Source organism: Nesterenkonia lacusekhoensis, assembly GCF_017876395.1.
GTDB classification, from domain to species: domain Bacteria; phylum Actinomycetota; class Actinomycetes; order Actinomycetales; family Micrococcaceae; genus Nesterenkonia; species Nesterenkonia lacusekhoensis.
In genome coordinates this window covers 1,890,333-1,903,962 of the sequence record NZ_JAGINX010000001.1, presented here as the reverse complement: position 1 = coordinate 1,903,962, position 13,630 = coordinate 1,890,333, and the positions used below count along the sequence as shown (strand labels likewise).

The 13,630-nt window shown below is 66.0% G+C and carries 13 protein-coding genes; 6 read left to right on the top strand and 7 right to left on the bottom strand.

The window, feature by feature from the left end:
* Nucleotides 1-12: 12 nt before the first annotated feature.
* The 3 genes from JOF45_RS08945 to JOF45_RS08935 all read right to left on the bottom strand — a co-directional run bounded on the left by JOF45_RS08945 (nt 13) and on the right by JOF45_RS08935 (nt 2,919).
* Entirely contained in the window at nt 13-567 is a 555-nt protein-coding gene (locus JOF45_RS08945; protein ID WP_210049176.1) for a hypothetical protein, read from the bottom strand.
* 127 nt (nt 568-694) lie between these two features.
* Complete coding sequence (locus tag JOF45_RS08940) at nt 695-2,602, bottom strand: alpha/beta hydrolase (protein WP_210049175.1); 1,908 nt, start codon at nt 2,600-2,602, stop codon at nt 695-697.
* On the bottom strand, nt 2,599-2,919 hold the full coding sequence (locus JOF45_RS08935; protein WP_210049174.1) for a hypothetical protein: 321 nt from the start codon (nt 2,917-2,919) through the stop codon (nt 2,599-2,601). The genes JOF45_RS08940 and JOF45_RS08935 overlap by 4 nt, the downstream gene beginning before the upstream one ends.
* A gap of 292 nt (nt 2,920-3,211) precedes the next feature.
* On the opposite strand from JOF45_RS08935, the gene JOF45_RS08930 reads away from it, so the two are divergent.
* From JOF45_RS08930 to JOF45_RS08920, 3 genes are read left to right on the top strand one after another with little or no spacing between them, the layout of a single operon-like run.
* Entirely contained in the window at nt 3,212-4,570 is a 1,359-nt protein-coding gene (locus tag JOF45_RS08930; protein ID WP_210049173.1) for a uracil-xanthine permease family protein, read from the top strand.
* Nucleotides 4,571-4,610: 40 nt separating this feature from the next.
* Nucleotides 4,611-6,032 (top strand): allantoinase AllB, encoded by a 1,422-nt coding sequence (allB, locus tag JOF45_RS08925; RefSeq protein ID WP_210051398.1) that lies wholly within the window; start codon nt 4,611-4,613, stop codon nt 6,030-6,032.
* Nucleotides 6,029-7,024, top strand: a complete 996-nt coding sequence (locus tag JOF45_RS08920; RefSeq protein WP_210049171.1) for an adenosine deaminase — start codon at nt 6,029-6,031, stop codon at nt 7,022-7,024. Before allB ends, JOF45_RS08920 begins: the two co-directional genes overlap by 4 nt.
* A gap of 57 nt (nt 7,025-7,081) precedes the next feature.
* Here the strand turns inward: JOF45_RS08920 and JOF45_RS08915 are convergent, their stop codons facing one another.
* Nucleotides 7,082-8,005 carry a PfkB family carbohydrate kinase gene (locus JOF45_RS08915; RefSeq protein ID WP_210049169.1) on the bottom strand — a complete coding sequence of 308 codons (924 nt, stop codon included), beginning with the start codon at nt 8,003-8,005 and terminating at the stop codon, nt 7,082-7,084.
* Nucleotides 8,006-8,056: 51 nt separating this feature from the next.
* Entirely contained in the window at nt 8,057-8,899 is an 843-nt protein-coding gene (locus JOF45_RS08910; protein WP_245324668.1) for an SGNH/GDSL hydrolase family protein, read from the bottom strand.
* Between the two features lie 153 nt (nt 8,900-9,052).
* Between JOF45_RS08910 and JOF45_RS08905 the strand changes: the two genes are divergently transcribed.
* Nucleotides 9,053-9,724: an alpha/beta hydrolase gene (locus JOF45_RS08905; RefSeq protein WP_210049165.1), complete on the top strand. Its 672-nt coding sequence runs from the start codon at nt 9,053-9,055 to the stop codon at nt 9,722-9,724.
* A gap of 44 nt (nt 9,725-9,768) precedes the next feature.
* Here the strand turns inward: JOF45_RS08905 and JOF45_RS08900 are convergent, their stop codons facing one another.
* Together JOF45_RS08900 and JOF45_RS13330 are read right to left on the bottom strand one after the other, a co-directional pair.
* Nucleotides 9,769-10,608 carry a sulfurtransferase gene (locus JOF45_RS08900; RefSeq protein WP_210049163.1) on the bottom strand — a complete coding sequence of 280 codons (840 nt, stop codon included), beginning with the start codon at nt 10,606-10,608 and terminating at the stop codon, nt 9,769-9,771.
* Between the two features lie 127 nt (nt 10,609-10,735).
* Complete coding sequence (locus tag JOF45_RS13330; protein ID WP_342591447.1) at nt 10,736-10,984, bottom strand: RNA-binding S4 domain-containing protein; 249 nt, start codon at nt 10,982-10,984, stop codon at nt 10,736-10,738.
* Between the two features lie 116 nt (nt 10,985-11,100).
* Here JOF45_RS13330 and JOF45_RS08890 point away from each other — a divergent pair, with 116 nt between their 5' ends.
* Both JOF45_RS08890 and JOF45_RS08885 read left to right on the top strand, forming a co-directional pair.
* On the top strand, nt 11,101-12,090 hold the full coding sequence (locus tag JOF45_RS08890; protein ID WP_245324187.1) for a DMT family transporter: 990 nt from the start codon (nt 11,101-11,103) through the stop codon (nt 12,088-12,090).
* 78 nt (nt 12,091-12,168) lie between these two features.
* Nucleotides 12,169-13,548: a glycine--tRNA ligase gene (locus JOF45_RS08885; protein WP_210049159.1), complete on the top strand. Its 1,380-nt coding sequence runs from the start codon at nt 12,169-12,171 to the stop codon at nt 13,546-13,548.
* Nucleotides 13,549-13,630: the final 82 nt, after the last annotated feature.

Here is a 13,630-nt window from a genome sequence, read left to right as displayed (position 1 = left end):
TCGCGGGCTGGGTCAGCCTGCGCTGCCCTCTCCGTGCTCCTGCTCGATGTCCTCTACAGTGGGAGGCTCTTCGGAGCGTCGCTCTTCGCGCCAGCGTTCGCTGAACTCTTCGCGGACGTCCTGGATGCTGGAGTCGTTCGAGCACTTGGTCTGGTAGACGATAGTGACGTTCTCTGCGCCTACTCCTGAGCGGACGAGGAAGATGCGGTCCTCGGCAGAGCCTGCACCGAAGTAGATGGTGCCTCGATCGTTGATGCCGCTGCTGTTGTTCTGATTCTCTGAGAGTCCGAGGTCAGCAGCGGATGCTTCCGCCTGGGAATAGTACTGTTCCAGAGAATCTTCATCGTGGTCCGGTATCTCGAAGCGGATCTCGTAGTTGTAGTGATTCGCAGGGCCGCACTCCTGGGGCCGAACCTCTTGTTCGAACCGGTCGATGTCGAAGTCCTCACCGTCCTCGGAGGTGATGACTCCCTCGCCGAAGTGCTCGCGCAATGTGCTGACCACAGTCTCCAATTCCTGGATCTGATCAGCTTGGGTATCTCCGCCATCGGGCTCCACTTGGGTCACCAGATTCTCCGTTTCTACGTCACCTGAAGATTCGCCGTCGCCACACGCTACGAGGCAAATCGCGCCGAGGCTCACCGTTAGGACCAGTTTCGCAATTCTATACATGGTCCAGCCTTTCATCGTGGGTCTAGAGGAAGTCGACTTCGTCAGCACGTCCCTCCAGAATGACGAGAGAAGTGTTGTAAGACTGGGAATCAGGTTCCCAGTAACCGAAACGCTCGCCCAAAAAGAACTCACGAGCACCCCAGTCGGAGAAGAACCTGCTGTGGCCGTCAGTGGGCTCGCCCTCGATGTTTCCGCTCACTCCGTCAGAAGCGAATACCTGCGCTCCGAATTCCTGGTCGGTGGGATCGATTCGGTGGTTCGACCGACCGAGTCCTGCTGTGTTGTCATCGGGTGCTTCAGTCGCGTAGACGGCCGGGTTGCCATCGGCGTCGGAATTGACGCTTACGTCTTCAGCGGTCTCGGCAACGTGCGGGGGAATGCCAGAAGAACCGTAGATCATCCACATGTCCACGTTGTGCTCCACCGTGGTCAGTGCGTGGGCGCCGGTATTACTGCCGTAGGAATGCGTGTTGAGTGACACGGTGGTGTCGCGTCCCTGTTCCGCCATGGTCTCGTTATAGCCGTCCAGCTCGTGGGCCAGAGCGTAGCCACCGGCTTCAGCCTTGTCGTCTTCCCATACGTCGTCTTCGGGTGTGATCGCGTCGCGCATAGTGGGAGCGTCATAGCCGACCCACGCAACCTGTGCGTGCTCTTGGTCATCGTCTGCGAGGTCGTTGTAGAAACCTTGCGCCATTGCGACTTCGCCGGACATGTTGTGTGTGCCGCTCGACATGCCGGGGACGTTGAAGCTGGTGGTATGAGCTGTGTCCGGGTTCCCGACTGACACTGCTGCCTTCGGCAGCGGGCGTGGGCCTTGGCCGTGTGGATTGTCCGGGACCTCGGGCTGTCCCAAATCAAGGCTAAGCAGGTACCTGTCGCCTGACTGACCAGGCTCAAGGGACTCCTCGATCTCATTGAGTCGCCTTTCCTGCGGCCAACCCATGTTTCCGGATGACTGCAGTTTTGTCAGGGCGTGCTGATTGGCTTGGTCTCGGGTCGTATATGGGACGCCCTGAGTATTTCCTACCATGAGAGGCATATGGGCGAGCATGGCGTTCTGCCACGCCTCATCTTGGTCCCACCATTCGGCGCCTTCATACCCACCAGGCCAGTCGGCGTACTCTTCATCGGTGCTCGGCCCGGGGAGTGACTGCTCGTTGACCTCTTCTCGGGCGTCGGTGAAGGACTCGATCTCTTCGGGCGACATTTCTGCCATGTGGTCGTAGAAGTTGTTTATATCCTCAGCCGTGGCGTCCTCAGACATTGTTGCGTCGTACAGCTCTTCGGCCTCTTCCACGTTCGACGGCTCTGACAGTGCCGAGACCATGGTCGCTAGGTCCGTCATGTTGGACGGGCTGGATGCGATAGCGGTGGATACACTTCTGTCCCCGGACGCCTCAGCTGTGGGAACTTCCTCTTCCCGGCCGCCGTGTCCTTTCAATGCCACTAGGCGGTCAGCGCTCTCCTCGCGGAGTGCCGCCCAATCTCGGTTCAACTCTGCAACAGCCCAATTGTGCTCGGTGATTCGCTGGTTTATAGCATCGGACTTTCCAGAGTCGCCCTCGGGATCTTCGCCTGACTCGTTGTTGATCTGCAGGGCTTGCTGCTCCAACTGGTCGGCCTCAGCGTTCAGGGCTTTGGCGCGATCGGAGAGCCGTGCGCCGTCTTCGCCGAATCGCTGAATGATCAGGGCCAACGACTCCACGACAGTGAAGTTGTCCTGGGTGATCTGTGGGATGTCATCCAGCGCCGTCCAAACTGCGCTTTGTGAGGTGGGCTCCTGATACAGGTGATGTGTGCCGCGCCAACTTCTCCCAGCGGTATCCAGCACGTCGCGTGCCGATGATGCTTCGGACTTCATGCTTTGAGCGACTGAATCCAAAGTGTTCCACTCGGCATCGATCTCGTCGGGTCGCTGTACTGCGGTCATGCCTGTTCACCCCAAGCCATGGTGGTGCCAGAAACGCGTGCGTCGGAGGCCTCGCCGTGCTGGGTCATATCCTGATCGCCTTCGACAATGGCCGCGGCGGCTTGACGGACAATCTGTGAGCAATTTTCGACATAGGCGGCAGCCTTCACCGCTGTTTCTGCTCGTTCGGACCACAGGTCTTGAAAAGCGCTGGATACGTCCGTGGCTGTTCCGAGAAGACCGCTCAATTCAGCTCCGTTGGACGCGAGTTCTGAGCCGTGGTCGTGAGCCTCTGATGCGCGTGTGCCCACCGTATCCATCAGGCCGTTCAGGGCCACGGGTTCCAGGGAGTATTGCGTGCCAGGCAGGGCTGCCTCCTTGACTCACACATGCATGGGTTTCGTTCGATCCTCGCCCCAGACCGTATCTACACATTTCTCAACGTTCTCTGGAAGGTTACGCGTGATCCGCGCCGGAGCCGAGCCCAAGCCCAAGGCCTGGGAGTGGATCGGCGGCTTCTGCTGATCGAGACAGGCGTTTCGCCCACCCCTCACCAGGGGGAACACAGGTTTCTCATGCAGGCAATGGGTGGGTAACACGGACCTAACACAGCGCCCATAGCGTGAGGCTATGAGCACTGAGACCAGCCCACGGCCGGACACAGCCACGCGCCAGACCGCTCCCCAGGAGCAGGATCCGGTCAATCAGATGCCGCCGCTGCGCAAGGCGGTGCCGCTGGCGGTCCAGCACCTGCTGGCGATGTTTGTTGGCAATGCCGCACCACCGCTGATCGTGGCCACCGCCATCGGAATGGCCGCCGGAGAGGTCACCCTCATGGTCCAGCTGGCCATGATCGTATCCGGTGTGACCACTGTGCTGCAGACCATCGGCGTGGGCCCGGTGGGCTCCCGCCTGCCGGTCATGCAGGGCACCAGCTTCGCCTTCCTGGCCGTGGCCATCCCGATCGCCGAGGAGTTCGGCATCGCCGCAGTCTTCGGCGGTGCCTTCATCGCCGGCTTCGCCCAGATCTTCTTCGGCACCACGTTGCGCTGGATCTCCCCGCTCTTCCCGCCGCTGGTCTGCGGGATCATCATCCTGATCATCGGCATCAAGCTGATGCCCACTGCTGTGGAGTACGCCGGCGGCGGGGCACCGGCTCAGGATGCCGGCGACTTCGGCTCCCTGCACTACTACGGCATCGCCGCGCTGGTGGTGGCCGTGACCGTGATCTGCAACCAGTACGGCCGGGGCCTGATCTCTGTGGCCGCCGTGCTGATCGGCCTGATCTCCGGCTATGTGGTGGCCGCGGCCTTCGGCATGGTCAGCTTTGAGGCCGTGGCCGAGGCCGACTGGTTCTTCGTGCCTCAGCCCATGCACTTCGGCCTGGACTTCACCAGCGGCGCCATCATCGCCATCACCGTGCTGGCCCTGGCCAGCTCCATGGAGTCCATCGGCGACCTCACCGCTGTGGCTCGCACCGGTGTGGGCCGGGCGCCCAAGGCCCGCGAGCTCAGCGGCGGTGTGGTGGCAGACGGCGTCGGGACCTCCCTGGGTGCGCTCTTCGGCGCCATGCCCAACACCACCTTCAGTCAGAACACCGGTGTCATCGCACTCAGCGGCGTGGTCAGCCGGTTTGTGGTGGCCCTGGCCGGAGGCATCCTGGTCCTGGCGGGTTTCATCCCCAAGATCGCTGCCCTGTTCAACACGGTTCCTTACGCAGTGCTCGGCGGCTCGGTGCTGGTGATGTTCTCTATGGTCGCCTCCGCCGGGATACAGGTGATGGCCGCCGAGCTCGTCAACCGTCGCTCCCTGCTGACCCTGGCGGTCTCTCTGGGGCTGGGCATCGGGTTCTCCTTCGCCCCGGAGGAGGCCACGGCCTCGTTCCATCCGGACATCGCCCTGCTGCTGACCACCGGGATCGTGCCTGCCATGCTCTCCGCGGTGGCACTCAACGCGCTGCTGCCGGCTTGTGCCCCGGAGGAGACATAGGGTGGAGTTCGGCAGCGAGCGGGCAGAAAGGCAGTCATCGATGATCCGTCATCTCATCGCGGAAGAGGTACTCGTGGAGGGGCGGTTCGTCCCCGCCCACGTGGAGATCGAAGACGGGCGGATCTCCGCCGTCCATGAGCTTGAGCCGGGTGCCAGCCGCAGCCGTGAGGCGAGCGTCTCTGCCGCTGAGCCGTCGGCCGGCGTCGAGACGCTCCGGCTGCGCGACGGCATCAGAGTGCTGCCGGGCAATGTGGACACCCACGTGCACATCAACGAGCCCGGCCGCACCAGCTGGGAAGGCTTCGCCACCGCCACCGCCGCGGCCGCACTGGGTGGAGTCACCACGCTGGTGGATATGCCGTTGAACAGCATTCCGCCCACGGTCAGCACTGACGCCCTGGCCGAGAAGAAGGCCGCCGCCCAGGGACAGACCTACGTGGACACCGGCTTCTGGGGCGGGATCGTCCCGGGCAACACCGCCGAGCTGCGGCCACTCTGGGAGGCCGGTGTCTTCGGCTTCAAATGCTTCCTGCTGCCTTCCGGAGTGGACGAGTTCCCGCCGGTCAGCATTCCCCAGCTGCGCGAGGCCATGACCGAGGTGGTCTCCTTCGACGGGCTGGTCATCGTCCACGCAGAGGACGCGGCCACCATCGACGCCGCCAGCGGAGCCGCCGCGGCCCCCTCCATCCCCAGCTACGCCGCCTGGGCCGGGACCCGCCCCCATGATGCGGAGGTCAAGGCGATCACCGCGCTGATCGAGACCGTCAGGGAGACCGGCTGCCGCACCCACATCCTCCACCTGGCCTCGTCCCAGGCGCTGGACATCATCAAGGACGCCCGCGATGAGGGCCTGCCGCTGACGGTGGAGACCTGCCCGCACTACCTGTGCTTCGAGGCGGAGAAGATCCCCGACGGCGCCGCCGAGTTCAAGTGCTGCCCGCCCATCCGTGACGCCGGCAACCGCGACGCGCTGTGGCAGGGCCTGCAGGACGGGCTGATCGACTGCATCGTCTCCGACCACTCACCGGCCACCTCCAAGGAGAAGTACCGGGGCGCCCCTGACCTGCAGCAGGCCTGGGGCGGGATCTCTGGGCTCCAAGTCGGATTCAACGCCGTGGCCCACCACGCCAGGGAGCGCGGCATCGGCCTGGAGCAGGTCTCCGCCTGGATGGCCCAGAACACCGCGCAGCAGGTGAACCTGGAGTCCAAGGGGAGCATCGGCGTCGGGAAGGATGCCGACTTCGCCTTCTATGACCCCAAGGAGACCCATGTGGTCTCCGCGCGCGGGCTGGCCCATAAGAACCCGGTGTCCGCCTATGACGGCCTGGAGCTGCAGGGGACCGTGGTGGGGTCGGTGGTGCGCGGAACTCAGCTGTTCTCCAGCCTGGACACCACGGATCCGCTGCCGTTGCAGGGCACTTTCCTGACCCACGTGCCATCTCCTGAAGGAGTCCTCGAGTGAGATTCGACCCGCCCGCCGCCGAGCTGCACATCCACATCGAGGGAACGCTGGAGCCTGAGCTCGTCTACGCGCTGGCGGAGCGCAACGGCACGCAGCTGCCCTACCGAGACATCGAGGACCTGCGGTCCCGCTACGAGTTCGACGACCTGCAGTCCTTCCTGGACCTCTACTACGCCACCATGCAGGTGCTGCAGACCGAGCAGGATTTCGCCGATATGACCGCGGCCTACCTGGAGCGGGCGGCTGCCGGCGGGGTCTGCCACGTGGAGCTCTTCTTCGACCCGCAAGCCCACCTGGTCCGCGGCGTGGAGCTGAAGACCGTGGTGGAGGGCATCTCCTCCGTGCTGGCCGAGAGCCGGGAGCGCTTCGGGGTCAGCAGCTCGCTGATCGTCTGCTTCCTGCGCGACCGTGATCCGGCCGAGGCCGTGACCGTGCTGAAGGATCTGCTGGAGATGGAGGCGCCGATCATCGGCGTCGGACTGGATTCCGCCGAGCGGGACTACCCGCCGCAGCTCTTCCAGGAGGCCTTCGAGCTGGCCGCCCGGCATGGCCTGCGCCGCGTTTCCCACGCGGGAGAGGAGGGCCCGGCCGAGTACGTATGGCAGGCCCTGGACGTGCTCGGCGCCGAGCGGATCGACCACGGTGTGCGCAGTCTGGAAGACCCGGAGCTGGTGAGCCGCCTGGCCGAGGAGCAGGTGCCGCTGACTGTCTGCCCGCTCTCCAACGTGCGGCTGAAGGGTGTGCCCAGCATCGCCGAGCACCCGCTGCCCGCGCTGCTGGACGCTGGGCTGCTGGTGAGCATCCACTCCGATGACCCGGCTTACTTCGGTGGTTATGTGGACGACAACTTCCGGGCCATCGCCGAGCAGTTCAGCCTGGACGCCGAGGCGTTGGCCCAGCTGGCCAACAACTCCTTCGTCTCGAGTTTCGTGGACCAAGGGCGTCGGGACGAGCTGCTGGCCGCCGTGGACGCCTGGTTGGCCGAAGACTGAGGCACGGCTGAGCCCGCCCCCGCCCCCTCAGCTCTCGCCCCCTGAGGTCTCGCCTCCTCAGCTCTCGGGCCCTCGGCCCGCGGCCTGAGCGAAGGCCTGCCGGTAGGAGGCAGAGGCACCGTCGAACTCGGCGACATGACCGGCCCAGCGGGCGGCCGCCGCGGCGGCCTCGGGCAGCGGCTCTCCGCGGCAGAGACGGCTCATCAGCACACCGGCGAAGGCATCCCCACAGCCGGTGGTGTCCCGCACGGTCACTGGGATCGCCGGGATGTGGACGGACTGAGCACCGCGCACATCCAACCGCACACCGGCCCCGCCCTGGGTGACCACGACGGCCTCCATGCTCAGCTGGTCTGCGAGGTTCGGCGACTGCGCCCAGCCGGAACCGGCGACGGCGGCGGCCTCCACCTCGTTGACGATCAACAGGTCCACCGCACCGTCAGGCAGCCCGTCCTGCAGCAGGGGAGAGGCGTTGAGCGCCACGCGCATGCCCCGTGCCCGGGCCGCGGCGGCGAAGGCAAAGGCTTCCTGCTCCGGGGCCTCCAGGCTCAGCAGCACCCAGCCGGCGTCGGGAACGCTGTCCCGGGCTGTCAGAGCTCGGTCGGCCGCCTGGGCGCGGACCGCGTGGTTCGCGCCGGGGTCCACCACGATCGTGTTCTCCCCGTCGCCGCGCACGCAGATGTAGGCCGTGCCGGTGGGGACCTCGCTCGGTCGCTGGACCAGGTCGGTCCCGACGCCGGCCGCCTCGAGCGCCTCCAGGGCTTCAGCACCGCCGCCGTCGTGGCCGACCGCGCCGACCATCCGGGTCTGAGCGCCGGCCAGCGCGGCTGCGATGGCCTGATTGGCCCCTTTGCCGCCGATGGCGGTCTGAGTGCCTGAGGCCATGAGCGTCTGTCCCGGCTCTGGGAACTGTGCCACGGAGAGCACGATGTCCTGGTTGATGGAGCCGAAGACCAGCAGCGGTTCAGAAGCAGGATTCATGGCCCCATGATCTCACCTGATCCGAGGGCCCGGCTCACCGGCTGGAGCTGATCAGCTCTCCTCGATGCTGCCGCCGCCGGGAGGCATGGAGCCTCCGAAGAGCGGCTCGATGTTCGGCCGCTTCGGGGTGATTCCGTCTCCCGAAGAACGGCCCCGCAGGCGGCGCGCCACCCAGGGGAACAGATGGTGACGGGCCCAGACGACGTCGTCCACGCGGGCCTCCCGCCAGCTGCGCTCCGGCACCGGGCGGGGCTCCAGCGGCTCCAGGTTATGGCCCACATTCAGCGTTTCCAGCGCCATGCGGGCGATGGTGTGGTGACCCAGCGGAGAGAAGTGCAGCCGGTCCTCGTCCCACATCTCCGGGCGGGTCAGCTCCCGCAGCGACCACATATCGGCGACGACGGCATCATGCCGGGCCGCCACAGTGCGGACGTTCTCGTTGAAGATGGCCACTTTGCCGCGGATGGAGCCCACCACCGGAGTCTCACGCACATCCGGACCGTTGAAGAGCATGATCGTGGCTCCGGTGGTGCTCAGCAGCTGGACCATGGTGTCCAGCGTGCGTGCGGTCTCATCCGGGTCTCCGCCGGGGCGGATCACGTCATTGCCGCCGGCGCAGAGGGTGATCAGGTCGGGCCGCAGCTCCAGGGCCGGGGCGATCTGCTCGTCACGGATCTGCCCGATCAGCCGGCCACGGATGGCCAGGTTGGCGTAGGCGAAGTTCTGAGTGCCCTCGGCCAGGGCCTCGGCCACGCGGTCGGCCCAGCCGCGGTGATAGCCCGGTCGGGTCTCATCCGGATCCCCGATGCCCTCGGTGAAGGAGTCGCCCAGAGCGACATAGCGGGTCCACGGATGGGAGGGCTGCACCGGGCCCTGCTCGCTGATCACATCCAGCTCGGCCTCGGCCACCTCCTCCGCCGAGGTGAAGCGGCCCTCCTGGGCGTTGGGTGCCGGATCGGCGTCGCTGCCGACCTGCTCTGACTGATGACCACGCGTGTACTGACCTGATGAACCGTTCACAGCCACCATTCTGCCAAACTGGTACGCATGAGTAACGAACCCTTCGTCGTCTGGTCCCGCGAACCCGAAGACCGTGAGGGCACCCCGCTGGTGGTGCTGCTGCACGGCTATGGCTCCAATGAGCAGGACCTCATGGGCCTGGTGCCCGGTCTGCCGGAGGAGTTCACCTACGCCTCAGTGCGCGCACCCCAGGCGCTGGAGGGCTTCGGACCCGGCGCCCACACCTGGTTTGAGCTGGACGTGGAGCGCCTGGCCTACTCCTCCGCCGCCGCCAAGGAGGCCGTGGAGGACCTCTGGTCCTGGCTGGAGACGGTCAAGGGCAGCCACTCCTCGGTGACCCTGCTGGGCTTCTCCATGGGGATGGCCATGGCCACTTCGCTGCTGCGCACCCGGCCTGAGGAGTTCGCCGCCGTCGTCGGGCTCTCCGGCTTCGCGGTGGATCCGGCCCGCGGTGAGGCGTTGGAGGGATATTTCGACGACGACGGCCTGGCCGCCCAGAAGGTTCCGTTCTTCTGGGGCCGCGATCAGGAGGACCCGATCATCCCCGGGGAGAACATCGACTACACCCACCAGTGGGCCAATCAGACGGTGAGGCTCACCAAGGTGCTCTACGCCGGGGCCGGCCACGGTGTGGTGCCCCAGGAGATCGGGCATATCAACGAGTTCCTGACCCACGTGGTGCTCCAAGGTCGCGGCTGAGCGGGCCCCTGCGGCTCCGCCGCGGCTGAGCTCTCAGGCTCAGCTCAGGGCTGGTCTCCGGTGGCCACGGGCCGCTCGGGGTTGTTGGACCATTCGCTGAAGGAGCCGGGGTAGAGGACTGTCTCGAACCCGGCCAGCTCCAGGGCCAGTGAGTTGTGGGTGCCGTGGATGCCCGAGCCGCAGTAGCTGGCCACCGGCTTCTCCGGGTCCACGCCCAGGGCCAGGAACCTCTCGCGCAGCAGCTGCGGATCCAGGAAGCGGCCCTGTTCGTCCACATTCTGCGGGGTCGGGGCATTGATCGCCCCGGGGATGTGTCCGGCCCGCGGGTCATAGGGCTCATGCTCACCGGTGTAGCGGTTGTAGGCGCGCACATCCAGCAGCGTGCCGTACTCGGTGAACGCCTCGACCTCCTCGATGCCCAGCGCGGGCAGGCCGCTCAGATCCAGGGTGACGGTGCCCGGCGTCGGGGTGACCTCACCTGATTCAGTGGGGTGGCCGGCGTCGGTCCATCCGCGCAGCGAGCCGTCCAACACGCGCACATCCTCGACGCCGCCATGGCGCAGCAGCCACCAGGCGCGGGTGGCCGAGGTGGACTTGATGTCGTCGTAGACGACCACCGTGTCGCCCGGGTGCAGACCCCAGCGGCGCGCGGCCTGCTGGAGGGTCTCCGTGCTGGGCAGAGGGTGCCGTCCGGCTGTGGCGGTCTGACCGGGCTCGGCCAGCTCGCGCTCCAGGTCCACATAGACGGCCCCGGGGATATGGGCTGACACGTAGTCCTCATGGCCGTCGGGGCGGTCCAGCCTCCACCGGACGTCGAGGACCTTCGGGGGAGCGCCGCTGTCCACCAGCTCGCGCAGCTCATCCGGGGTGATCAGAGTGCCCATCTCTCTCCTCCTGAACTGTCGCCCTCACCGTGGGTGATCAATGAAACCCACCTTTCGGCCTCAAACATCGGCGTGTCGGCCCTCAGCATGGATTTTATCGATCACCCGCGGGAAAAGGGTCCGGACCTCACTCCTGGACGGGGGTGAGCTCCACGGCGGGGAGGCCGAACTCCTCGCCGTCGAAGAGCACCGTCTCCCCCGGAGCGACCTGGCGGCCGCGCCGGTTCTCAACCTCTCCGCCGACGTTCACCGCGCCCGCCTCGATCACCTCGCGGGCCAGGGCGCCGTTCTCCACGACGCCGGCCAGCTTCAGCAGCTGGCCCAGACGGATGGACTCGTCACGGATGGGGACCTCAAGCGTCTCGTCTGCACTCACCCCTTCAGTCTTGCAGAGAATCCGGCCGAGGACAGGGCCTGACCCACGCGGATATCCGGTCCGCCATATGGACATCAGTGCCGATGCCCGAGTCCGGCGGAGCTAAGGTGATGCCCATGAACGCCGCAGCCCCTGCTCAGCCGCAACGATCCCCGCTCTTCTGGGCGGGGATGTTCCTGTTCATGATCCTGTCGGGGATCGCCATCCCCGCGCAGGGGCGCGTGAACGCTGAGCTCTCTTCCACGGTCGGCGACGCCTACCTCGCGGCTTTCATCAGCTTCTTCGTGGGTCTGCTGGTCCTGGCCGTGATCGTCTTTCTCACGGCTCCCGGTCGGAGGGCTATGCGGCAGGTGCCTCCGGCCTTCCGGCGGGGCGAAGTCCGCTGGTGGTACCTGCTCGCCGGCGCTGTGGGTGGTTATTTCGTGCTGGCGCAGACCCTGACCATCGGGATGATCGGCGTCGCGGTGTTCACTGTGGTTGTGGTGACCGGCCAGACGATCGGTGGGCTTCTCTGGGACCGGATCGGGCTCGGCCCCGGCGGTCGTCGCCAGATCACGCTGATGCGTTGCGTCGGAGCTCTGCTGACGGTCTGTGCCGTCATATGGGGCGTCTCTCCGCAGCTGACGGTGGCTGACCGTGGCCTGGCGTGGCTGCTTCTGGTGCTGCTGCCCTTCTCCGGCGGCTTCCTGCAGGCCGGCCAGCAGGCTCTGAACGGCAGGCAGTCGGCTGCATATGGCAGTGCTCTGCCGGGTGCCTTCTTCAACTTCGCCTCCGGCAGTGCTGTGCTTCTGCTCACGTGGGTGACCGTCTCGCTGCTCCAAGGTGGTCTCGGTGTTCCTCAGCTCTCGACCACCTGGTGGCACTATCTGGGTGGGCCGTTGGGCATCGTGTTCATCGTCCTCGGTGCTCTGTTGGTCACCCGTGTGGGCGTCCTGCTGGCTGCGATGGGCATGATCGCAGGTCAGCTGATCGGCTCACTGCTGCTGGACCTGGTGGTCCCGGCGCCCGGAAGTCTGGTCACCACGGCGACGGTGTTGGGCACAGCGCTGACTCTGGTGGCCGTTCTCATCGCCTCTCTGCCGGACATGAGGCGCGCTGGGCGGTAAGCTTGCCTGCGGCGTCGGGAACCTCGGCGCCGCAGGATTCGAAGACCACCGCATACCGTCACCTTGGAGCACCGCCCTATGGCCAAAGAGACCGCACTCGACAAAGTGATCGCCCTGGCGAAGCGCCGCGGCTTCGTCTTCCAGTCCGGTGAGATCTACGGGGGATCGCGGTCGGCCTGGGACTACGGCCCGCTGGGCACCGAGCTCAAGGAGAACATCAAGTCTGAGTGGTGGCAGTCCTTCGTGCGCGGCCGCGGCGATATGGTCGGCCTGGATTCTGCGATCATCCTTCCCCAGCAGGTCTGGCACGCCTCCGGCCACGTCAAGACCTTCTCCGACCCGCTGGTCGAGTGCACCCAGTGCCACCGGCGTCACCGCCAGGATCACCTGGAGGAGGCGTTCGAGGAGAAGAAGGGTCGCGCGCCATCCGGTATGGAAGAGATCGTCTGCCCCGACTGCGGCACCCGCGGCTCCTGGACCGAGCCTCAGCAGTTCTCCGGGCTGATGAAGACCTATCTGGGACCGGTGGACGATGAGAAGGGCCTGCACTACATGCGCCCGGAGACCGCTCAGGGCATCTTCGTGAACTTCTCCAACGTGGTGACCTCCGCGCGTCAGAAGCCGCCCTTCGGCATCGGCCAGATCGGTAAGGCGTTCCGCAACGAGATCACCCCCGGCAACTTCATCTTCCGGACCCGCGAGTTCGAACAGATGGAGATCGAGTACTTCACCCACCCCGAGGAGGCCGCCCAGTGGTTCGATCACTGGGTGGAGGCCTGCTACACCTGGTTCACCGATCTGGGCCTGAACCCGGACCACCTGCGCAAGTTTGATGTCCCGGAGGAGGAGCGCGCCCACTACTCGGCCGCCACCATCGACCTGGAGTACCGCTTCGACTTCCAAGGCTCCGAGTGGGGCGAGCTGATGGGCATCGCCAACCGCACCGACTACGACCTGGGCTCCCACATGGAGGCCTCCGGCGCGAAGCTGCAGTACTTCGACCCGAAGACCGAAGAGCACTACACGCCCTACGTCATCGAGCCCTCCTTCGGTCTGACCCGCGCGATGATGGCCTTCCTCATCGACTCCTACACCGAGGATGAGGCCCCCAACGCCAAGGGCGGCGTGGACACCCGCACCGTGCTGAAGCTCCACCCCAAGCTGGCACCGGTCAAGGCGGCCGTGCTGCCGCTGTCGAAGAAGGCGGAGCTGGCTGAGCCGTCGCAGCGGCTGGCGGATCAGCTGCGCAAGCACTGGAACATCGACTACGACGACGCCGGTGCCATCGGCCGCCGCTACCGCCGCCAGGACGAGATCGGCACCCCGTTCTGCATCACCGTGGACTTCGACACCCTCGAGGACCAGGCGGTGACCATCCGCGACCGCGACGAGATGACCCAGGAACGTGTGGCCCTGGATCAGGTGCAGAGCTACTTGGCGGCCCGGCTTCTGGGCTGAGGCTGACAGAGGCGAGACAGGGGCCCGGGCGGCGCGGAGCGGCTGTACCGGGTGATCGCCGAACGAGCCCGCTGTGCCGGGG